We start from the raw sequence: 20453 nt of genomic DNA, 5'->3' as shown, positions 1-20453 counted from the left end.
TATGTCATTGTTAGAAGCAGATCCAATATACAAACCTTTTAATTACCCTTGGGCGTATGATGCGTGGCTGCAGCAACAAAGAATCCATTGGATACCTGAGGAAGTTCCGCTTGCTGATGATGTGAAAGATTGGAAAACTAAACTTTCGAATGTAGAGAAAAATTTATTGACCCAGATTTTTAGGTTTTTTACTCAAGCAGATATTGAAGTAAATAACTGCTATATGAGGCATTATTCAAATATATTTAAGCCAACAGAAATATGTATGATGCTTGCAAGCTTTTCCAATATGGAGACTATACACATTGCAGCCTATTCATACCTTCTAGATACGATTGGCATGCCAGAAAGTGAATATCAAGCATTCTTAAAATATGATGCTATGAGAAAGAAGTATGAATACATGTTAGAATTTGAGGAAAGTAAAAAGCACGATAAAAAACATGTTGCTAAAACTTTAGCAGTATTTGGTGCCTTCACTGAAGGATTGCAGTTATTTGCATCATTTGCAATTTTGCTCAATTTTCAACGGTTTGGAAAAATGAAAGGTATGGGGCAAATAATTGCTTGGTCAGCACGTGACGAAACCTTGCACACCAATTCAATTATCAATTTGTTCAATACGTTTATTAAAGAGAATAATGAAATTTGGAATGACGAGTTCAAAGAAGAATTATATTCTGCATGTCGCACTATTGTTGAACTTGAAGATGAATTTATAAGTCTTGCTTTTGATTTAGGAGATGTTGAAGGGCTATCTGCAGAGGAAGTGCGCAATTATATACGTTACATAGCAAACAGAAGGTTAACGCAATTAGGTCTTAAATCTATATATAATGTTAAAGATAACCCTATTCCGTGGCTTGATGAAATACTAAATGGCGTGGAACATACAAATTTCTTTGAAAATAGAGTAACAGAGTATAGCCGTGCAGCAACTCAAGGCACTTGGGAGGAAGCTTTTGCTAAAAACGATACAAAAAGTGAATAGCAGTAACTTCACCCTTTTTTATCGTTTCAACGGAAGCTTGCGATATATATCAAAGGTGGAAGGAGGAAGAATTTGATATAAATCATCTATTTAGCCTAGAGAAAAGAGAGTATAGATATAAGGTTACATTATTGCATGTAATAGTTGGAGATTTTGATTGCTTAGAGGAGGAGAAGAAGAAGTTAATACGATATCTATTAGACAAAGGTGCTAATGTTAATGCACGAGATTCTTTTGGAAAAACTCCTTTGTACGATAGTCATGACAAAGAGGTAACACAAATTTTACTAGATGCAGGTGCTAATCTTTTTATAAAGGATCATTATGGAATGACTGCAAGAAAACATGCCCGTGATGAATCAAAGCAGCTTTTAAAAAAGGCAGAAGATAAATACAAGCATAAAGCAATGAAATTTGGTGCTATTGTTGGTATTACGGCTGGAATGGAAGTTGGTAGTGGACTTTTTGCTGCTGCTGGTCTTTCATTACTAATATCGGCTTTTATTGGCGCAGCTGTTTCTATAGCAATGGGGTTTGTTGTTTTTGGTATTACATATAAAATGTCAAAGCCTAGTGGGATGTAGATAATGTTGATCTACTATCAGAAGAAATTTATGCAAGTCTAGGCGTGTAACAGTGTAGTTAAGTAAAAAAAGGAAGAAGCTTCTTCCTTTTCTCCAAATTTTTTGAAGTATCTATTAACAGGATTTTAGATACCTTGTTTTACGATATGTATAACCATAAACTCGCACAAAAGCCCCTTTTTCCTGTTTAAGTTATTCACAGAATTGTTAATAACTAAGTTGATAACCTAGTAGAGTATAGAATTTTACATTTCTGAGTACTTTGGAGATTTATAATAAATATGATCTCCAAATACTAATATATAATTGAGAACAAAAAAACTGTGGATAACTCTGAAAAGTTAGATTAATTTAGACATTTTTGAAAGAAAAGAAACAAACAATGAAGCAACCAAGCTGATATAGTTATGCAAGAACTAATATAATTAGTTGCTATTTTAACACTTTTTTGATAATAGGCAATTAAGAGAACAAGGAATGGTATTTAAATTAAAATTTTAGTTCTTTAAACATTATTAAAGTAATGCTTTAGATATTTCAAGGTAAAACTTTTAAAGTAGTACTTGAGTATTTTTAAATATTAATCTGGAGGTTCAACAGGCACTTTTTTATGCTGTTTGAGAAGAGCAAAAATTGCATTTTCTCCTGCTGAAAGCTTGTGTTTCTTATATTTTCCATAATATATATTATGTAATTTTCAATACTAATAAAACTATTTCCCAATCTTTTAAACAACAACCTATCGAACCGCCGGATTAGTACTTAAAAGGAACTATTAAAGTACCTCTTTCAGTATTAAGAAGCACTTAAAATTTCAACCTTTAGCTCCAATACGACCCTCTATTTGTCTTTTCTTAAAAAATGTTAATATATTTATCAATTGAGTAAGTTTTTCTGTAAATATTTCAATCTAATCATACTCTTTTTGATGTCTTTTTTGATCTTTTTCAGAGTTATCCACAGTTTTTTTATTCTCAATTATATATTAGTATTTGGAGATCATATTTATTATAGATCTCCAAAGTACTCAGAAATGTAAAATTATGTACTCTACTAGGTTATCAACTTAGTTATTAACAATTCTGTGAATAACTAAAACAAGAAAAAGGGGCTTCTAATCAAATGGAGAAATAGTGTCATTCTTTAAAGAACGACGCTAAAAACATTGTTTCTGTTCGAGCAATGGTTACACCTATTATCAGGACAAGTTATCTAGGGTACCCTGAATAGGATTAAGGGTACCTAACGAAGTAAAAAACTTGGAGAAAAAGGAAGAAGTCTCTTCTTCCTTCTACTTAACTACACCGCTACTTTTGATTCTGGACAAACTTCTTGCTGTGTAATAGCATCCTTTAGCTCATTACTAGGCTTTGATATTGTATATGTAATACCACCAGCAACAAGTCCAGTGAGTACAGCAGCAGCTACAGCTATGCCAATTAAAGTCAGCATTTGTAATGCAACACCAGCAGCAAAAAGTCCACCACCAACTGCTAATCCAGCTATAACACTGCAAATAGCACCAGCAACAATTGCTTTACTAGTTGGGCTAAATAGCTTATTTTCAACATTTGGATTTATTTTATCCGTACTGCTTTCAGCTTTCACTCTATTTTCAATAAGGTCTCTAATTGAGGTTATCAATCTCTTAAGATTTTCTTTTCGCTGTGCACATTTTTCATTTTTAATTTCTCTCTCTATAGCACCTTTAATTTCTTCAAGCTCACCTTTTTTTAAAGAATCGAAAAATTCTTCTTTTTTTTCAATAACTTCTAGAATATTATTTAAAACTTCTGATGGATATTGGCGACTAGGATCTGTAATATATTCAATCAGTGAAATAGATTTCACCTTATTTTGATTTTTAGAAGATAAAATCTTTGCTCTTACAACTTCTTTAAGCAAAACTAGTTCTTTCGCACGCTTCAAAACTGCTTTAAGATAGTCTACACGAGTTGCTTCATAAGTTCCAATTATTGACTCCTGAGTTTTTTCATTAGTTTCACTAAAAATAGTAAGAAAATCTTCTTTTGATACTGTTCCTAAAAGTTCAACAATATCTCCAATATCTCCATTACCTCTAAATCTTTGATATAATTGTTGAAATGATTCTTTCTGTTTTTCTGTTAATGGCATATCAAACTCTATTAAAAATAATAATATACTTTAATTATGATATATTTAAATAATAAAGTCAAGAATTTAACTAGTATTGCAAACACTTAAACAAGAAAAAGGGGCTTTTACTCGAATAGATATTTTATAACGTCTTAATGCTAACTCCACCGACATATAAATTTGCGTGGCTTTTTCCAGTATTAAGCAATGCAAGTCCAATATTGTCGACACTAGAGCGTAGTTCTCCTACTTCTTCATTATGTTCACTGATTACTTTAGTGCCAATATTTGGAAGTGCATTTTTTCCCTCAACAAGGTAAAGCTTCCTTCTGAATTTTTCTTGTCTGCTCATTCGATTTACAACTTCCTGACCTATATAGCACCCTTTATTAAAGCTTATACCATTTATCTTATCGATTAAATATTGCAGCGGAAATGATGAATTTTGCACCATATCTTTTGCTCCATCTGGGACAAGGTTTTTAATTCTAACTTTTTCATACTGAATAAAATCTCCAACCGGTTCTTTTATTTCATCTTCATGTATGATCCTCATTCCTAGCAGCTTGTGCCTTGGATCTTGAAAAATAACTTGTGACTTACTACTACACTCCGCCAACTTAGCATCAAACAAAACTCCAACCTTATATAGTGAACTAATGTCTTTAATCCTCACTCTAAGGTAAGTTTTGAGCAAGTCTAATTTTTCAATTATTTGCTGTAGATGGGCATTTTCACACTCCAAATAAATATATTTATCATGCTCAATGAGGAAAAAATCGTACAGATATTTTCCCTGAGGGTTGAGTAATAAAGAGTAAATTGCCTGCTGGCTACTTAGTTTATTAATATCATTTGTTATAACACCCTGAAGAAAATCTCTCGTATCTGGTCCGTATAAAGATATTAGACTACGGTTTGCTAGCGGTATGTAACCCATAAAACTTCTGTTCAAATCTTAATTATACACTTTTACTAACTCCAACCCTTGAAATGTAACCTTTAGATGACTACATAGAATTGTAGGTTAATCTATTAATGAGGAAACATAAATGTCAAGTGTAAATTTGAATGTATTAGATGATAACGTGCTAATAAAGCCTATTACTGAAGAAAAACAAGGTGGAATTGTACTACCATCAAGTGCTGAAAAGAAGCCTACTAGAGGTGAAGTTATAGCAATTGGTAGTGGTTCACGCAACTCAAGCGGAGAGCGTATAGCTTTAACTGTAAAAACTGGTGATAAGGTTTTCTACAGGCAGTGGGCTGGCACAGAAGTAGAGCATGACAATGAAAAGTATGTCGTGATGAAGGAGTCAGACCTACTTGCTGTTATCAAGTAGGTATCCCTATTTTACTAAACTAATGCGCTATATAGTGCATTATGTATTTTAATATTCTAAATTTTTTATTAATTTAAGGAGTGATAAAAATGGCTAACATAGTAGTATCAGGCGAACAGTTGCAAGAAGCCTTTCGTGAAGTTGCAGCAATGGTTGACTCAACGGTGGGAGCAACTGCAGGGCCTAGGGGAAATACAATAGGAATTAGTAAGCCATATGGTGGACCAGAGGTCACAAAGGATGGCTATAAGGTAATGAAAGGTATAAAGCCTGAAAAACCATTACACTCTGCGATAGTAAGCACCATTGCTCAAAGTGCTTCTCAGTGTAATGACAAAGTTGGTGATGGTACCACAACATGCTCAATACTGACTAGCAATATGATAATGGAAGCTTCAAAGTCAATTGCAGCTGGAAATGATCGTATTTGTATCAAAAATGGAATACAGAAGGCAAAAGATGTGATATTAAAGGAAATTACATCAATGTCTCGCACAATTTCTTTAGAGAAAATGGATGAAGTTGCACAAGTTGCAATAATTTCTGCAAATGGTGATAAAGATATTGGTAATAGCATTGCTGATGCTGTTAAAAAGGTTGGAAAAGAAGGCGTCATCACTGTTGAAGAGAGTAAGGGTTCAAAAGAATTAGAAGTTGAACTTACAACTGGTATGCAGTTTGACCGTGGTTATCTCTCTCCATACTTTGTTACAAATAATGAAAAGATGAGCGTGGAGCTTGATGATCCATATTTGCTGATTACAGAAAAAAAACTTAATATTATTCAACCTTTACTTCCTATTCTTGAGGCTATTTTTAAGTCTGGTAAGCCTTTGTTTATCATTGCAGAAGATGTTGAAGGTGAAGCATTAAGCACTTTAGTGATCAACAAATTACGTGGTCTAAAAGTTGCTGCAGTAAAAGCTCCAGGTTTTGGTGATAGGAGAAAGGAGATGCTCGAAGATATAGCAGCTTTAACAGGTGCTAAGTATGTCATAAAAGATGAGCTTGGAATCAAGATGGAAGATTTGACTCTTGAAGATCTTGGTACTGCTAAAAATGTTAAAATCACTAAAGACAATACCACAATTGTTAGTGAAGACAGCGACTGTGACAAACAAAACAGAGTAAATGCTAGAATTAACCAGATTAAATCTCAGATTGAAACTTCAACCTCTGATTATGACAAAGAAAAGCTAAGAGAGCGTTTAGCAAAATTATCAGGCGGCGTTGCTGTACTCAAAGTTGGTGGAGCAACCGAAGTAGAGGTAAAAGAACGTAGAGATAGAGTAGAAGATGCACTTCATGCAACAAGAGCTGCAATTGAAGAAGGGATAGTTCCAGGTGGAGGAGTTGCACTTCTTTACGCTGCATCTGCTCTTGATAAGCTAAAAGCTTCAAGCGATGAAGAGCAAATAGGTATCAACATTGTCAAAAAAGTTCTCAGTGCTCCAATCAAAAGATTGGTTAAAAATGCTGGTCTTGAATCTGCTGTTATAATTGACTATTTGATTAAGCAGAATGATAAAGAGCTTATATACAACGTTGAGGCTATGAACTACGCTAATGCATCAACAGCTGGTGTAATTGATCCGGCAAAAGTAGTTCGTATTGCTTTTGAAACGGCAGTGTCTGTAGCAAGCGCACTTATTACTACTGAATCTATGATAGTTGATCTACCAAACAAAGAAGAAAATGCTTCATCACCTATGGGTGCAGGAGCAATGGGCGGAATGGGTGGATTCTAAGTAAACAAGAGCCTTGGAGCAAGTTGCTCCAAGGTATCTTTCTAGTTCTAAAAAGTCTTACATTTATAAAGGAAATAAATTTGTGATTTTCTATGCAAAGCCACTACTATTTATATTTGTTACGTCTTTTTAATATTATAACTGCTTAAAAATAAAAAAATAATATATGAAAGTTATAATTGCTAGTATATTTCTATTAGCATAATATTATATTAACAAATGATTTATATAATATTTTTATTATAATAGATAGAACTTAAATTATTTTCTTCATAAATAGAGTATTTATGAAAATACGTATATACTCAATCCTACTTTTACTTTTTTCTTGCACTCAATTGTGCGCTGAAGAAGAAGTTGCAAAATTTGATCTGCTCATTGGTAAGGTAAATAAAGCAAACCTCACCATTGAAGGCGCAATAAAGGTTACAATAAAACCAGGTTGGCATATATATTACAAAGATCCTGGAGATTTCGGCCTTCCTACTTCCTTTGACTGTCAGGGTAACATATCAAATATAGATATTCATTGGCCTACTCCCAAGGAACATGAAGATAAAGTTGGGGAAGTTACATTTGTTAGTAACATATATGAAGATATGGTGTTATTTCCCTTTAAAACTAATATCATTCCAAATCAGGAATACGTTGATATTAACTTTCATATAAAGTACGCAATATGTAAAGATAGGTGTATCCCTAAAAATGCCGAGATAAAAACCAGTCAACCACTAAAGGATTTTATAGATTCTGATATCAATAAACTCATAAATGAGTGGTACAAGAAGTAAGGTTAAAAAGCAAGAGCTTAACAACTATAGTTGAGAAAGAGCTTTAAAAGCCTTATGTGCAATTAAAATCATTAATTATTTACTATATTATGTTAATATAGTAATATTAATTTTTTGATATACAATCATGACTCATCAATGTAAACACATAATAAATGAAACTGCTAATCAAAAAAAAGAAGAAGGAATAGAAGGTGTGATTATTACTACAGCACACGCTTCAGATGATATGCACAACTGCGTAAAACGCGCAAATTATTCTACTCTTACTAAGCACATTTGTCAACCTGGTTGGTTTATAAAGGACCTATTGGAGGAATTTTTTCCTGAATTAATACACAATGAAAACATCATGCATTATACTAACCCAAACCCTGTTAAGGAATACTATGCAGCAAATTTTGCTATAACATTTGAATGTAAGGAAGATGCAAAGTGTGGAAATGCAATAGATTATACAAACTTTTTACCTAGCGGTATATGGTGTAGTGGAAAAGGTAAAACGAATACTAGCGGTAAGGGTTATCCTTACAATGAGCTCTCTGCTGATAATAACAATAAAAGTGCATGTTATCACAGTAAAGATTTTAATAAAAATGCACTTCATAACAAAAATTTCTTCTGGAATACAACGTGTCCTAATCTAGTATTAGATCGTAGCGTAGAAGAGCTAAAAGAATGTGCAGGTAAAACTATAGTTGCAAAATTGGTATCACCTTTAATAATTGTTGATAAGAGTAATATGATAATAGATAAAGATGGCAACAATACTAAAATACCCTATCTTCACTTAGAGCACTTCTTAACTTTTGACGGCAAGCTTAAAGATGATCCTAAAAACAACTGTGCAATTTATAAGAACCTCACTAAGAAACCCACTGAATTAATTGAATTAAAAGATAAAGTTTTATGGACTTCCGACAAAGAAGTAAAGTTGATAATTCCTGACACTGGTAATATAAGATGTTTAGGTTCTCCTAGTAAAAGTGAGAGCGTAATTCAAAAGAGTGATGAGATAACTACTGATAACGAAGAGCTCCCTAGCTATAACTACAGTAATGATTATGTGCTATAATTTTCTTGAATGTACGCTCAAGAAAAGGTTTATTGCTACAATTTTCATGATACAAAAATAAGCTTAGGTATTTTAACTTTTTTATAAGGTTTGATACCTACTCTCTTTCCTTTCAGCTATAAACATACAATATAGATATTCATTGGCCTACTCCCAAGGAACATGAAGATAAAGTTGGGGAAGTTACATTTGTTAGTAACATATATGAAGATATGGTGTTATTTCCCTTTAAAACTAATATCATTCCAAATCAGGAATACGCTGATATTAACTTTCATATAAAGTACGCAATATGTAAAGATAGGTGTATCCCTAAAAATGCCGAGATAAAAACCAGTCAACCACTAAAGGATTTTATGGATTCCGATATCAATAAACTCATAAATGAGTGGTATGAAAAATAGGATTTTAGCAGGCTTACTATAGCTTTTATAGTGTTACTTCTCATAAACAATAAGTTAGGTATTTTTCAATTTTTGCTATATACTCGAGTAAAGGTCTCTCTTTTACAGATGGATACAGTAAAGTTTGTTTTATTACTGCCAACAATACTACTCATACTAGTTGCTGGTGTTTACCTATCGGTTAAACTAAAATGGTTACAGGTGTTTAGACTACCGTATGCCGTTTCACTTATTGGAGCTAAAAGAGGAGAAAATAAATTTTCTTCTATAGCCGCCCTGTTTACAATCTTAGGAGGAAATTTAGGAGTAGGAAACGTTTCAGGCACTGCTGTTGCTCTAAAAACCGGAGGACCAGGATCCATTTTATGGATGGCAATAATTATTGTTGTTACTTCTGTGATAAAATATGTTACTTGTTACCTAAGTATAAAAACCAGAAAAGAAAAAAATGGACGGTTTATAGGTGGACCTGTAGCCTACATGACTGATGCATTTAATTCTAGAAAAGCTACAGTTGTGTTTCTAGTTATTATGATGATGGTTTCAATAACAGTTGGTAACCTTGTTCAGGTAAATTCTCTATCAATACCACTCAGCATGGTAGATATACCTGTAGTCATTGGCGGCATTGTAATGGCCATAATATTTTTTGTTGTTGCAGCTCTCAGCTTAAAAAAAATTAAAATTTTTATATCGGCTATGATACCGATAATGACGGTAAGTTACCTCACACTTTGCGGTATCATATTATTTAAGTTTAGTGAAAATATTCTTCCTTCTCTAAAACTAATAACAAGCAATTTTTTTACAACTAGTAGCTTTAACTCTGGCTTATCTTTAGGTTTAATTTTAGAAATGTTGACTATTATTCAAGTAGGAACTCTGCGAGGTATTTTTGCAACAGATATAGGACTTGGCCTCGAAGGAATTGTACACTCCTCGATTACTCCTAAAAAAAATAACAATAAATTTATCATTGAACAGAGTCTAATCACAATAATATCTCCTTTTATAGTTGCACTCATAGTGTTCATTACAGCAATGGTACTGCTTGTCACAGATTCTTGGATTACTGATTTAGAGAGCACTAACATGTGCATTTTTGCTTTTAGAAAAGCTATGAATTGGTCCTATACTGACTATTTAATTATGGCTATAATGTTTTGTTTTGCCTTTACTACTATCTTTACTTGGTTTTTTTGTTCAAAACAAACAATACGCTATGTATCTATGGATAATAAATACACTAAAATCTGGACTGTAGTTTTTACCTTAATCATTCCATTTGGTGCAATCGGTGGAGTTAAGTTACTCTGGGATATCGCTGATATTTCAATTGCTGCTTTGCTGCTCATAAACATACTTGCTATACTCAAGCTCACTTCTCAAGATCCAGAAGTATTTACTATGAGTAGCAAATACTTGAAGTTGTAAAAACAGAGCTAAAGCAATATTTTAAGTTATCATTCCAGTCTGGAATCCAGCCTTTCATGAACTTCATCAAAAATGTTATGTTTTAACATAATACTTTTATGCTCACTAACTGAGTGCCACTGGATCCCAGTGTCAGCTACTCAAATGACATACTTTTTGGTGAAAATTACTCTTATATTACAACGTTTGTAGTTATGAATTTGACTATAGGATCAAGTCTAGAAAAATCTAGATTCCAGACTGGAATGACAACTTAAATTGCTTGATGTGAACATAAAATAGCTCATGTCATCACGTTAGCAATACAACTTCTTTAATAAAAACTAAATCAATTCCCGTAATAATTGTACTAGCTAAGGCTAAAAGGCAGAGGGTTATTAGTGAGGGAAAATATGAATACTCAAAGCACACAACAATATCATGAATTCATTCGAGGATTTTTTACTTTATTCGATGAAATAAAAAAGGAAGACGACCCAATTTATAATTCCAGAGTTGGTTTTAATGCAGTAAAGTTTCTAATAAAGCACTCCGTCTGGAATTTGGAGACAGATGAAGACAAAAATAAAGCTTATGAAGTTATTCTTCCAGAGCAGAACAAGATAAAGAAAGCCGAACAAAAGCTTGAAAGTGAAGTTAAAGCAAGGTTAAAAGAGTATGTTGATGATATCGCAGGAGTTTCAATATATGGCGATCACGCAAGTATTACACTGGGAGATGACAAAAAAGAGTTTAAAATCAGCGAGTTTTTAAATAGTGACTTTTGTCAGAAGAAAGGAATTTCGGGATTTTCAACGCTGCATAGTGATGGAAAGAGCGGAATGCACGGTTTTGTTGCCGAAGAAGGAGAGAAAAGAATAAGGCATTATGTTGTAACCGATGGTTCATATGAAATGACTTTGAATTGGCATGACAAAAATGGAAAAAAATGTACTATCAAAATCAAGATTGATAAAGATGGTGTAGATCTCACTGAACGTAATGGTGTTACTGAGGAACAATTAAAAGCAAACACAGATGTAAAAATAGGTGGCTTATTCCTATATCAAATACAATTCAAGGAGAAAGGACAAGAACAAGAGAATCAACAATCATCTGAAACTTTCATAGAAAATGATATTAGTAAAGGTGTTGGCGTTCAAGCTACTCAAGATCAAGAAGTTGAGTTTAAGCATGCAACGACTAGCACTACAAATTCTAAGAACGCATCTGCTAAAAAGATTCCACCGTCACTGCCACCTAGAGCTAGTTCATTACCTAATAATCAGAAAAAAGATGAGTATCAGCCAATACGGATTAATAGTAGAAATAACTACAATTCTCCATATTCTGATGCTTCTTCAAGCAGTACTATTTTCACCAAGTCTGTAATCTACAATCAAGATAATACACAAGAGGATGAACGGTATGACAATCCTACATTTGCTACATTTGGACATGCTGTACCTGGAAGCCAAAAATCAGATGAAAGTGAGCAAATATCTAATAATCGGCAAAAAGGTGCAATTTTTGATCCTACAACTACTGAAAGCGCTGCACCAGTACAAGACGTTGCATTCAAAAAAGTTAAAGATGCATTTAAGTATGAAAACGCTAAAGAATCACGCAATACTGGAAATAAGCAACCACTAAATGATGTAGCTTCGATTCTTGCATGGAAAGCAAAAAATGAGTTATTACGTAGTGAAAGTGAGTATGATGAAGAATTTTCTGACTTCGAAGATGGTTGGAGCGATAACGAAGATGAGTATATAACGCTTTCAAATCGTCAATCAGATTATAAACAAGAAAAAGATTATCTTAGCACTAAGGAAAACGAAGAAAGAGGAAACGATAAACAAAAAGAAACCGAAGATAAATTACAAGAAAATGAATCTCTAGAATACAGCTCAACAGACATAAAAACAAACGATTCGGGCTATTCATCTCCAACTCACTCTAATCATGAAAAATCTCGAGTAAATTCTGGACAGTTAAAAGCGAGCCTAATGAATGTTGAACAAAGAGATGATAACCTACTTACGGAATTTACCAGTAAGTTGGATAAAGAAACTCAGAAATTCCTGCTAAAACCAGTAAATCAAAAGAAAATGAGTGGGCAAACAAAAGAACATTTATTAGCAGCTGGATTGCTAAAAGACAATGCAGCGGAGAAAGAAATAAACGACTCAGGTTACTCATCTCCAACTTACACTAGCCACTATAATTTTCAGGTCAATTCTGAGCAATTAGAGAAGAGATTAGAAACCATTGAACCAAAAGATACATTGGAAAAATTGAATAAAGGATTGAGAGAACCTTCACACCAGGCTACTAAAGATTTATTCTCAGAAAGTATGTTGAAAGAAGTAAAAGAAGGTAAAAAATATGACCCTGTACGTAAGTTATTAGAAAGAAAAGTGGCAGAACAAGAAGCAGAACAAGAAAATGATAATACTAATCTGACTATAGACAAAAATAGCGAACTATATAAATTGCTAGAAAAAGATGCAGCACAACTGAAAGCTGGAATAGTAGAAGAGGAAAGAAAAGATACTTTAACAGAACGCAATGATAGTCCTGATCGCAATAGAATTGCATTAGCAAATAGAAATAGAATCTGGGCTAAACTTATTGCTGAAGAAAAACAAAAAAAGGACAATGGTATTAGTATAGGTTAAAGTAATTACTTAGCAAGCAATGGGTTTCATGTAATGGTAACCCTATTACAGAAGAGTATGAGCCACGTAAAAATAATACAAACATTCCTGCAAGACCTTGTATGTTGCACCCCCCTGCCCTGTTTTTCCACTCTTCTGATGCTAAATAATATTTAATTTCTTGTTCGCTGAGACGCTTAAATTTCACTATTGTAACTACAGTCCTAATATGCTGTTTAGATTGATCAGGAGTTAATAAACACACACTGGTGTATACTCTATGCCTTCTTCCTGATAACAAGCGAACGCATTTTTCTGCTTGCTCAACGTTTTCAGCTTTGAGCAGTATCCTTCTACCACAAGCAACAACTGTATCAACACCAAGCACAAAGTAATTTGGATTTGCACTTTGTATTTTCTCGGCTTTACTTTTTGCCATACGGATTGAGTAATCTTTTGGCAGCTCTTTCTTCAAAGGCGATTCATCTGTATCTGCTGGCAAAACCAAACCTGGCTTAATATTTATTTGTTTTAGTAAGGCTACTCGCCTTTCTGATGATGAAGCAAGAATAAGATTATCTAGAGATTGTTCTATCACTTGAGCCTTTTTATTATCCTACCCTTTCTTGCATTCCTATCATAAATACTCATCTCAACTAACACTCTATCGCCTATAATAATACGTATTTTACTTCTTCTCACTCTTCCTGATACATGACAGATAATCTCATGTTCATTGTCCAGCTTCACTCTAAATTCTGCTGCAGGTAGTAAAGCAGTTACTGCCCCTTCCACTTCAAAAATTGTTTTTGATTTGTCTTCTTTTATCATTGTCGTATTATAATTTAATAATCTTTTTCAGTCTACTATAGATTTTAAATTATTATCAATACAGGAGATTTTTATACTCTACGTGAGTATTCCTCTTGCAACTTATCTCCATATAATACAAGAGGAAAGGGGAACGTTCAAAAAAGTGTGTCAAACCGCATTTTCAATTCAACTCAATTTTTAACCTACCAGGAAAAAAGATATCAAGTTGAGACATAGTTAAAGCCCAATTAGGCAAAGCAGTAATCCACTTTTGCTCTACCTTTTTTATAGCACAATATACCTGTTTGTACAAGGCATTTGTACTGGTAAATGAACCTTTAGTTTTAGTAAATTTCCTGATTTGTCTATGCAACCCCTCAATTGGATTGGTGGTGTAAATCATCTTCCTAACTGGCCCAGAATACTTAAAATAACTAGATAAATTTTCCCAATTGTTTTGCCACGATTTTGTAACTAAGGGATATTTTTCACTCCATTTTTCTTCCAGCTCAAGCAAATAATTCTCAGCGATTTCTTTACTTGAAGCACGATATATTTTTTTTAAATCATTCATGAAAACTTTTACATCTTTGCTAGATACATATTTCAGTGAATTCCTTATCTGATGCACTATACATAGCTGTACTTCTGCTTTAGGAAATACACTATTTATAGCTGTAGGAAAGCTTTTTAGTCCATCAATGCAGGCAATTAGAATATCTTCTACTCCTCTTTCTTTGAGGTCATTTAGAACTCCCAACCAGAAGTTAGCTCCCTCACTTTCAGCCAAATAAAAACCTAATACTTCTTTTCTGCCATTTTGATTTATGCCCAATATATTATACATGCATTTACTTATACAATGTCCGTCCTCCTTGACCTTAAAGAACATGCCATCCATAAACACTATTGGATACACTGATTGCAGTGGGCGGCTGCGCCATTCATTGATTACTGGAAGCAGTTTATCAGTAATACTAGATATCTCTGCTGCTGATATTTTGTGGTCATATATTTCCTCAACGTGTGAAGCTATGTCTCTGTATCCCATGCCACTGGCGTATGTACTTAAGACCTTTGCTTCAAGTTCTGGATGTAGGCTTGTTTGCCTTTTTTTGACTATTTGCGGTTCAAAGCTTCCCTCCCTATCTCTTGGTGTTAGCAGCTCAAATGAGCCTGCACTCGTGCGTAAAGTTTTTGCGTTTCTCCCATTTCTTCGGTTATTTTCTTCACTTTCAGCTGACATGTGGCTTTCTATTTCACCTTCCAGACTTGCCTCTAGCAACCTTTTTATAAACGGTGTTAATGCTCCATCTCTTCCTGTCAATGGTCTTCCTTCTCGTATAGATGACAGGATATTTGTTTCTAATTCTTTATAATCTACCAAACCAGTAGTTCTATTTGCTTGACTCATATCAAACCTCCATTTTTTATATCAATTTATTACTTTTTTTTCGGTTTGATACACTTTTTTGAACGTTCCCCGTTGTCAAACAAGAGTTGACTCTTCACAGATATTGTAGTAATTCGTTAACTATGTCAGATGTAAATAACAGTTCTATAATTTTTCTCTTATCAAGCGCTGTCGCTTTAATTTTTGCATATGTGCTAGAGTATTTTTTCAATATGATACCGTGTAAGTTATGTATATACGAGCGAGTAGTTTACTATGTTACAGGGCTACTTGCAGTTGCGTATATGTTCAAAGACAACAAAATCCTAATCTATGCGATGTTTTGCAGCTATCTCATTGGTGCAATAATATCTTTTTATCATGTAGGTCTTGAACTCCACTTATTTCATGATGTTTTAGGCTGTACAGAGCAAGCAAGTGGTAACGTTAGCATAGAAGAGCTAAGAAATAATCTATTAAACCCTAACTACTCTCCGTCTTGTGACAGACCTCATTATATTTTTGGTGTTTCGTTAGCAACATGGAATCTTATTTATCTTATAGTAGCTCTATTCTTATCAGGTAAAATGTATTGTGGAGAAAGAAATAAGGTACAACAGTAACTGGTATAGACGCTGTACTTGTGCGTTACTTGGTGCTGTCCGTAATTTAAAAATTTAGCAAGTCATACCCACTGATTCTTGCACAGCTGTACGAACATTATGGTTCAGCATGCCAGTGCCCTCTTTCTTGTCATCCGAGTAGCTGAAACTGGAAGTGCGGCTATCACCCAAATAACCTTTCGTTGTTATTCAAGCAACCTATTTCTTGTCATCCTAGTGCCCAGATACTGGGATTAAGTTTGTCCATAATCTCACCAAAAACGTTGTGTTTTAGAATAATTTTGTGCTCAATATGCTTATTTGTAGTAAAGGTTTCTGGATTCCAGCATCAAGTGCTGGCCTGAAGCTTTAGCTATAGATATTAATAAATTTACTAAGTAAAAAAAGGCAAAAGAATCCCTATATAGCGAGTTTTAATAATGTAAATTGATAATGTGATAACAAGCGTGTTTTGGCTGAAGTAGAAAAAATTTAAAAAACATGCAGCCGCTATAATTTTTATGTAATCTGCCAATAAATATCTGAGTTTTGTTGTTAAACCCGCGGAGATTAAAAATAAGGATAAATACTCTTATTGATATAAGAAGAAAAGTGGGAAGGTTTGTCAAGCCGCTTCTATGCACCTGAGCATTGATTATACGGGTTCCATCTGTTATATATAATCTTTTTGAATACGAAGAAAGCTGATGAATGAGTATGATATTACAGTTATAGGCAGCGGTCCTGGTGGTTATATAGCAGCAATTAGAGCGGCGCAGTTTGGATTTAAAACTGCAATTGTTGAAAAGGAAGAAAATTTGGGTGGTATATGCTTAAATTGGGGGTGTATACCAACAAAATCGCTACTTAGAGCATCTGAAATTTATAGGTTAATAACAAGATCAGAAGAATTTGGCATAAAAGTAAAGGATGCAAGTTTTGATATACAATCAATAGTGAAATACTCAAGAAACGTTGTTGATAAATTGTCAAGCGGTGTTGCATATTTGATGAAAAAAAATAACATCAAAGTTCATCAAGGCTTTGGTAAACTTGCAGGTAATCGTACTGTAAAAATTCTTAATGACAAAAAGGAGGAGGAAATTTCTTCCAATCATATCATTTTAGCAACAGGTGTTAGAGCGCGAAATCTACCTGGAGTAGAGGCGGATGGAGATTTAATATGGAATGCGCAGCACGCTATGACTCCAAAGAAGTTACCAAAATCGCTACTAATCATAGGTTCTGGTGCGATAGGAATAGAATTTGCAAGTTTTTATAGTACTTTAGGGGTTGATGTAACAATTATAGAAGTAAAAGACACTATTTTGCCGCTGGAAGATAAAGACATTTCAAATTTAGTACAAGAGATATTTACAAAACAAGGAATAAAAATATATACGAGCAATAGTATAAAAACTTTCACTAAAAATAAAGACTCTGTTCAAGTGCAGCTAAGTAGTGGTGATAACAAAGAATTCGATAGAGTAATTGTTGCAGTTGGCGTTCAAGCAAACACTGAAAATATAGGTTTAGAAAATACAAAAATTAAGTTGAGTCCTTCTGGTTTCATTGAAACGAATGAGTGGTATGAAACAAGTGAATCAAGTGTGTATGCAATAGGTGATGTAGCTGGTCCCCCATGTTTAGCGCATAAAGCAAGTCATGAAGCTGTAATCTGTGTTGAGAAAATTGCTGGTAAAAATGCTCATAAGTTAAAAAAAGAGTGCATACCAAATTGCACTTACTCTCATCCGCAAGTAGCAAGCGTTGGCCTTACTGAGGAACAGGCAATAAAAAGTGGATACGATATAAAAGTAGGAAAATTTCACTCCAACTTTAATGGTAAATCTATTGCACTAAGTGAAACTGAAGGTTTAGTGAAAACAATTATAGACAAAAAAACAGGCGAACTTCTTGGAGCTCACATGATAGGAGCGGAAGTAACAGAGTTAATTAGCAATTTCGCTCTTGCAAAGCAACTAGAGGGAACAGACTGCGACATAAAATCTACGATTTTTCCTCATCCAACTATTTCGGAAATTATACACGAATCAGTACTTGCCGCAGATGGTGAATCGTTAAATAGTTAAGCTAACGATTCATTGTTTTAGAGCTACAATTATCCTGATTAGGCGATTCAATTCTAATAGATTGATTACCAATATCAGATTTTTCTAACTTTTCTTTTAACCCTTCAGCGGCTTCTTTCACTTCAAGCTTTTTTTCCTGATTAAGATCCTCTGGGCTTTTTCTTTTACTTTCTAAACCTTGTTGTCTATCAATATTTTTATTGAGTTGTTCTTGCTGAGGTAGATCAACAACTGAGTTAAAAAGAGCTTTTGTTATGCTTTTTAACAATCCTATAAAACCTCCGCTTCCGCCTTCTCTTTGCTCTTGAGGCTTGTTTTTCACGTTTTTACTGTTGCTGCTTTCAGGCATTTTTAACTCAACTATCATAAAGCTTAATAAAATTTTACATGCAGATTATTAAAAAATGATTAATAATCTATTATCAAATTGCTATTTACAGATGGATATTATTCTAGCAACAGGCGGTACAGGTGGGCATGTTTTTCCAGCTATAACCTTAGCAAAAGCACTAAAGGTACAAGGGCACAATTGTATATTATTCACTGATCAAAAAACCATCAATATAGAAAGTTATATTTTACCATTGTGCAAACCAAGTGGCAACAAATTGAAGTTTCTCTTTTTGTTAATGTATAGTTGTGTATTAGCACTGTATCAAACAAGAAAATTAAAACCAAAGCTAATCATTGGTTTTGGTAGCTACGCTTCTTTTCCAACTCTTTTTGCAGCAAAGATTTTTTCTATACCTATAATTTTACATGAACAAAATATAGTTTTAGGGAGAGTAAATAGATTCTTTTTCAAGAGTGCAAAATTAATTGCAACTAGCTTTCCAGAGACTAAGTATGCAGAAGGTAGTAAATGCGTTTTTACAGGAAATTTTGTCGGTATAGAAGCACAAGGCTATTCTAGAGCTGAAACAGTTTTAAACGTGTTAATAATAGCAGGCAGTCAGGGTGCAAATTTTTTTGATGATGTAGTGAGCAGCGTAATTTGTGATCTACCTGTTGAAGTAAAAGAGAGGATTAGAGTAACGCAGCAATGTACGAAGAAAAATATAAACAAGGTCAAGAGTCTATACAAAAGTGAAGGAATTGATTGTGAGTTAAGTGAGTTTTTCGATGATATGGAAAATAAACTGGCCAATGCTCATTTGGTAATTAGCAGAGCGGGGGCAACTTCAATAGCAGAGATTACTCTTGCTGAGCGTCCTGCTGTATATATTCCTTATCCTCACTCAAAAGATAACCATCAATTTTATAATGCAAAACATATTGAAGATTCGGGAGCAGCTGTAATGTTTGGGCAAAATAGTAACGCGAAAAAGAATCTAGGAGAGTTGCTAGTTGATTTATTGCAAAATTGTCAAAAATTGCGTGATATGGCTAATAATACTAAGAAAACAAGAATAAGGAATGGAGTTACTGAATTTATTAAGGCAATAGCTCAAGAACTTAGTTGACGAATTGCTTTTTCTTCAAATGCATTCCATAGTTCTTTTTCTAGTGATTTACTATACAACTTATTGATATAAACTACTCCCGTAGGCGAAGTTGTGTTAATTTCAAGAAGGAAGTTATCTATAATATCAATGCCAACGAATATTAGCCCTCTTTTCTTTAGCTCAGGACCAATTTTATTACATATTTCGTTGTCTCTATCATTCATTTGGGCAGGCTCAAAACTTGCTCCGAGTCTCAAATTTGTTCTGATTTCTCCGCTAGATTTTGGAACTCGCTTCATTACTCCTATTGGCTTTCCATCCAGTAGCAGTATTCTTTTATCTGTATTTATCTTTTTACAAAATGCTTGTGCAATTACAGGACATTCATATTTTGCAATCATGAGATCGACTACCACTTGAATGCTATTTTGGTCTTGTATTCTTATTACGTCATTTCCTCCATAGCTATATAGTGGTTTCAAGATGATATCTTGATAGTCGTGACAAAAATTTCTAATCATCGATATATTTTCAGTGATCAAAGTTGGAGGAATTAGCTCTGGAAATAGTGAAGTAATTAATTTTTCAGGACAGTTTCTTATTTCTGTTGGATTATTTATTACTAACGCAGTAGTCTTTTCTAAGATATAGGTTGTTGTAATGTACCGCATATCAAATGGTGGATTCTGTCTGATAAATATGATATCCATTTCATTTAGGTTGATTACTACATCCTCTTTTGAAATGAAGCTACAATCATCAACGCTGACTTTCTGAGAAAGGGCAATTGGCTGATTTAACTTGAGTGCTAAATTATTAGGTACATAAACAAAAATTTCGTACCTTCTTCTTTGCGCTTCTTTTATTAATGAAAATGTAGTATCAGCTTCAAAATTTATACTTTCATCCATCTGAAAAGCTACTTTCATTTATCCTCCCTTCCTATTACAATATAATATAGTACCATAAAAGTGTTAATA

The 20453-nt window shown here is 33.6% G+C and carries 19 protein-coding genes; 12 read left to right on the top strand and 7 right to left on the bottom strand.

All coding sequences use genetic code 11. The features are described from left to right. The first annotated feature begins 1 nt into the window (after position 1). Positions 2-991 carry a ribonucleotide-diphosphate reductase subunit beta gene (locus JR312_RS02225; protein ID WP_006013958.1) on the top strand — a complete coding sequence of 330 codons (990 nt, stop codon included), beginning with the start codon at positions 2-4 and terminating at the stop codon, positions 989-991. A 131-nt stretch (positions 992-1122) separates the two neighbouring features. Beyond that, positions 1123-1575, top strand: a complete 453-nt coding sequence (locus JR312_RS02220) for an ankyrin repeat domain-containing protein (protein WP_416647612.1) — start codon at positions 1123-1125, stop codon at positions 1573-1575. Between the two features lie 1299 nt (positions 1576-2874). Here the strand turns inward: JR312_RS02220 and JR312_RS02215 are convergent. After that, a complete protein-coding gene (locus JR312_RS02215) occupies positions 2875-3711 on the bottom strand; it encodes a CREC-EF hand family protein (protein WP_416647611.1) in 837 nt (278 codons plus the stop codon). Positions 3712-3835: 124 nt separating this feature from the next. Then, positions 3836-4633, bottom strand: a complete 798-nt coding sequence (gene ygfZ, locus JR312_RS02210; protein WP_264331039.1) for a CAF17-like 4Fe-4S cluster assembly/insertion protein YgfZ — start codon at positions 4631-4633, stop codon at positions 3836-3838. A 112-nt stretch (positions 4634-4745) separates the two neighbouring features. Between ygfZ and JR312_RS02205 the strand changes: the two genes are divergently transcribed. The 7 genes from JR312_RS02205 (at position 4746) to JR312_RS02175 (ending at position 13148) form a co-directional block, all read left to right on the top strand. Then, positions 4746-5036, top strand: a complete 291-nt coding sequence (locus JR312_RS02205; protein WP_416647610.1) for a co-chaperone GroES — start codon at positions 4746-4748, stop codon at positions 5034-5036. A gap of 89 nt (positions 5037-5125) precedes the next feature. Continuing rightward, a complete protein-coding gene (groL, locus tag JR312_RS02200) occupies positions 5126-6784 on the top strand; it encodes a chaperonin GroEL (RefSeq protein WP_007302814.1) in 1659 nt (552 codons plus the stop codon). Positions 6785-7071: 287 nt separating this feature from the next. Continuing rightward, the gene (locus JR312_RS02195) at positions 7072-7575 is read left to right on the top strand and encodes a protein-disulfide reductase DsbD domain-containing protein (RefSeq protein ID WP_264720002.1); all 504 of its coding nucleotides are present in this window, start codon (positions 7072-7074) and stop codon (positions 7573-7575) included. 127 nt (positions 7576-7702) lie between these two features. Further along, the gene (locus tag JR312_RS02190) at positions 7703-8650 is read left to right on the top strand and encodes a hypothetical protein (RefSeq protein WP_416647609.1); all 948 of its coding nucleotides are present in this window, start codon (positions 7703-7705) and stop codon (positions 8648-8650) included. 131 nt (positions 8651-8781) lie between these two features. After that, on the top strand, positions 8782-9054 hold the full coding sequence (locus JR312_RS02185) for a protein-disulfide reductase DsbD domain-containing protein (RefSeq protein WP_416647621.1): 273 nt from the start codon (positions 8782-8784) through the stop codon (positions 9052-9054). A 108-nt stretch (positions 9055-9162) separates the two neighbouring features. After that, positions 9163-10488 (top strand): alanine:cation symporter family protein, encoded by a 1326-nt coding sequence (locus JR312_RS02180; RefSeq protein ID WP_416647608.1) that lies wholly within the window; start codon positions 9163-9165, stop codon positions 10486-10488. 392 nt (positions 10489-10880) lie between these two features. Further along, a complete protein-coding gene (locus JR312_RS02175) occupies positions 10881-13148 on the top strand; it encodes a hypothetical protein (protein WP_416647607.1) in 2268 nt (755 codons plus the stop codon). Here JR312_RS02175 and JR312_RS02170 read toward each other — a convergent pair. The 3 genes from JR312_RS02170 to JR312_RS02160 all read right to left on the bottom strand — a co-directional run bounded on the left by JR312_RS02170 (position 13135) and on the right by JR312_RS02160 (position 15354). Further along, entirely contained in the window at positions 13135-13725 is a 591-nt protein-coding gene (locus tag JR312_RS02170; protein ID WP_017531625.1) for a Maf family nucleotide pyrophosphatase, read from the bottom strand. The genes JR312_RS02175 and JR312_RS02170 overlap by 14 nt on opposite strands. After that, positions 13722-13958: a translation initiation factor IF-1 gene (gene infA / locus JR312_RS02165; RefSeq protein ID WP_007302820.1), complete on the bottom strand. Its 237-nt coding sequence runs from the start codon at positions 13956-13958 to the stop codon at positions 13722-13724. Before infA ends, JR312_RS02170 begins: the two co-directional genes overlap by 4 nt. 163 nt (positions 13959-14121) lie before the next feature. Beyond that, positions 14122-15354: an IS256 family transposase gene (locus tag JR312_RS02160; protein WP_416647493.1), complete on the bottom strand. Its 1233-nt coding sequence runs from the start codon at positions 15352-15354 to the stop codon at positions 14122-14124. A 122-nt stretch (positions 15355-15476) separates the two neighbouring features. Here JR312_RS02160 and JR312_RS02155 point away from each other — a divergent pair, with 122 nt between their 5' ends. Beyond that, entirely contained in the window at positions 15477-15956 is a 480-nt protein-coding gene (locus JR312_RS02155; protein ID WP_064085878.1) for a disulfide bond formation protein B, read from the top strand. A 686-nt stretch (positions 15957-16642) separates the two neighbouring features. Continuing rightward, positions 16643-18028 carry a dihydrolipoyl dehydrogenase gene (lpdA, locus tag JR312_RS02150; RefSeq protein WP_341813247.1) on the top strand — a complete coding sequence of 462 codons (1386 nt, stop codon included), beginning with the start codon at positions 16643-16645 and terminating at the stop codon, positions 18026-18028. 1 nt (position 18029) lies between these two features. Here lpdA and JR312_RS02145 read toward each other — a convergent pair whose 3' ends face one another. Next, positions 18030-18395: a hypothetical protein gene (locus tag JR312_RS02145; protein ID WP_416647606.1), complete on the bottom strand. Its 366-nt coding sequence runs from the start codon at positions 18393-18395 to the stop codon at positions 18030-18032. 73 nt (positions 18396-18468) lie between these two features. Here JR312_RS02145 and JR312_RS02140 point away from each other — a divergent pair, with 73 nt between their 5' ends. Continuing rightward, on the top strand, positions 18469-19491 hold the full coding sequence (locus tag JR312_RS02140) for a UDP-N-acetylglucosamine--N-acetylmuramyl-(pentapeptide) pyrophosphoryl-undecaprenol N-acetylglucosamine transferase (protein ID WP_416647605.1): 1023 nt from the start codon (positions 18469-18471) through the stop codon (positions 19489-19491). Here the strand turns inward: JR312_RS02140 and gshB are convergent. Further along, positions 19476-20402 carry a glutathione synthase gene (gene gshB / locus JR312_RS02135; RefSeq protein ID WP_416647604.1) on the bottom strand — a complete coding sequence of 309 codons (927 nt, stop codon included), beginning with the start codon at positions 20400-20402 and terminating at the stop codon, positions 19476-19478. The genes JR312_RS02140 and gshB overlap by 16 nt on opposite strands. Between the last annotated feature and the right edge of the window lie 51 nt (positions 20403-20453).

The organism is Wolbachia endosymbiont of Nasonia giraulti (assembly GCF_048054155.1).
GTDB classification, from domain to species: Bacteria; Pseudomonadota; Alphaproteobacteria; order Rickettsiales; family Anaplasmataceae; genus Wolbachia; species Wolbachia pipientis_C.
Note: the sequence above shows the minus strand (reverse complement) of the source record. Positions and strands in the feature narration are given on the sequence as shown.

Bases quoted from the DNA above. Each gene is read 5' to 3' on its own strand.
- JR312_RS02225 (WP_006013958.1), top strand. From the start codon at position 2: ATGTCATTGTTAGAAGCAGATCCAATATACAAACCTTTTAATTACCCT.
- JR312_RS02215 (WP_416647611.1), bottom strand. From the start codon at position 3,711: ATGCCATTAACAGAAAAACAGAAAGAATCATTTCAACAATTATATCAA.
- ygfZ (WP_264331039.1), bottom strand. From the start codon at position 4,633: ATGGGTTACATACCGCTAGCAAACCGTAGTCTAATATCTTTATACGGA.
- JR312_RS02205 (WP_416647610.1), top strand. From the start codon at position 4,746: ATGTCAAGTGTAAATTTGAATGTATTAGATGATAACGTGCTAATAAAG.
- groL (WP_007302814.1), top strand. From the start codon at position 5,126: ATGGCTAACATAGTAGTATCAGGCGAACAGTTGCAAGAAGCCTTTCGT.
- JR312_RS02195 (WP_264720002.1), top strand. From the start codon at position 7,072: ATGAAAATACGTATATACTCAATCCTACTTTTACTTTTTTCTTGCACT.
- JR312_RS02190 (WP_416647609.1), top strand. From the start codon at position 7,703: ATGACTCATCAATGTAAACACATAATAAATGAAACTGCTAATCAAAAA.
- JR312_RS02180 (WP_416647608.1), top strand. From the start codon at position 9,163: ATGGATACAGTAAAGTTTGTTTTATTACTGCCAACAATACTACTCATA.
- JR312_RS02175 (WP_416647607.1), top strand. From the start codon at position 10,881: ATGAATACTCAAAGCACACAACAATATCATGAATTCATTCGAGGATTT.
- infA (WP_007302820.1), bottom strand. From the start codon at position 13,958: ATGATAAAAGAAGACAAATCAAAAACAATTTTTGAAGTGGAAGGGGCA.
- JR312_RS02160 (WP_416647493.1), bottom strand. From the start codon at position 15,354: ATGAGTCAAGCAAATAGAACTACTGGTTTGGTAGATTATAAAGAATTA.
- JR312_RS02155 (WP_064085878.1), top strand. From the start codon at position 15,477: ATGTCAGATGTAAATAACAGTTCTATAATTTTTCTCTTATCAAGCGCT.
- lpdA (WP_341813247.1), top strand. From the start codon at position 16,643: ATGAATGAGTATGATATTACAGTTATAGGCAGCGGTCCTGGTGGTTAT.
- JR312_RS02145 (WP_416647606.1), bottom strand. From the start codon at position 18,395: ATGATAGTTGAGTTAAAAATGCCTGAAAGCAGCAACAGTAAAAACGTG.
- JR312_RS02140 (WP_416647605.1), top strand. From the start codon at position 18,469: ATGGATATTATTCTAGCAACAGGCGGTACAGGTGGGCATGTTTTTCCA.
- gshB (WP_416647604.1), bottom strand. From the start codon at position 20,402: ATGAAAGTAGCTTTTCAGATGGATGAAAGTATAAATTTTGAAGCTGAT.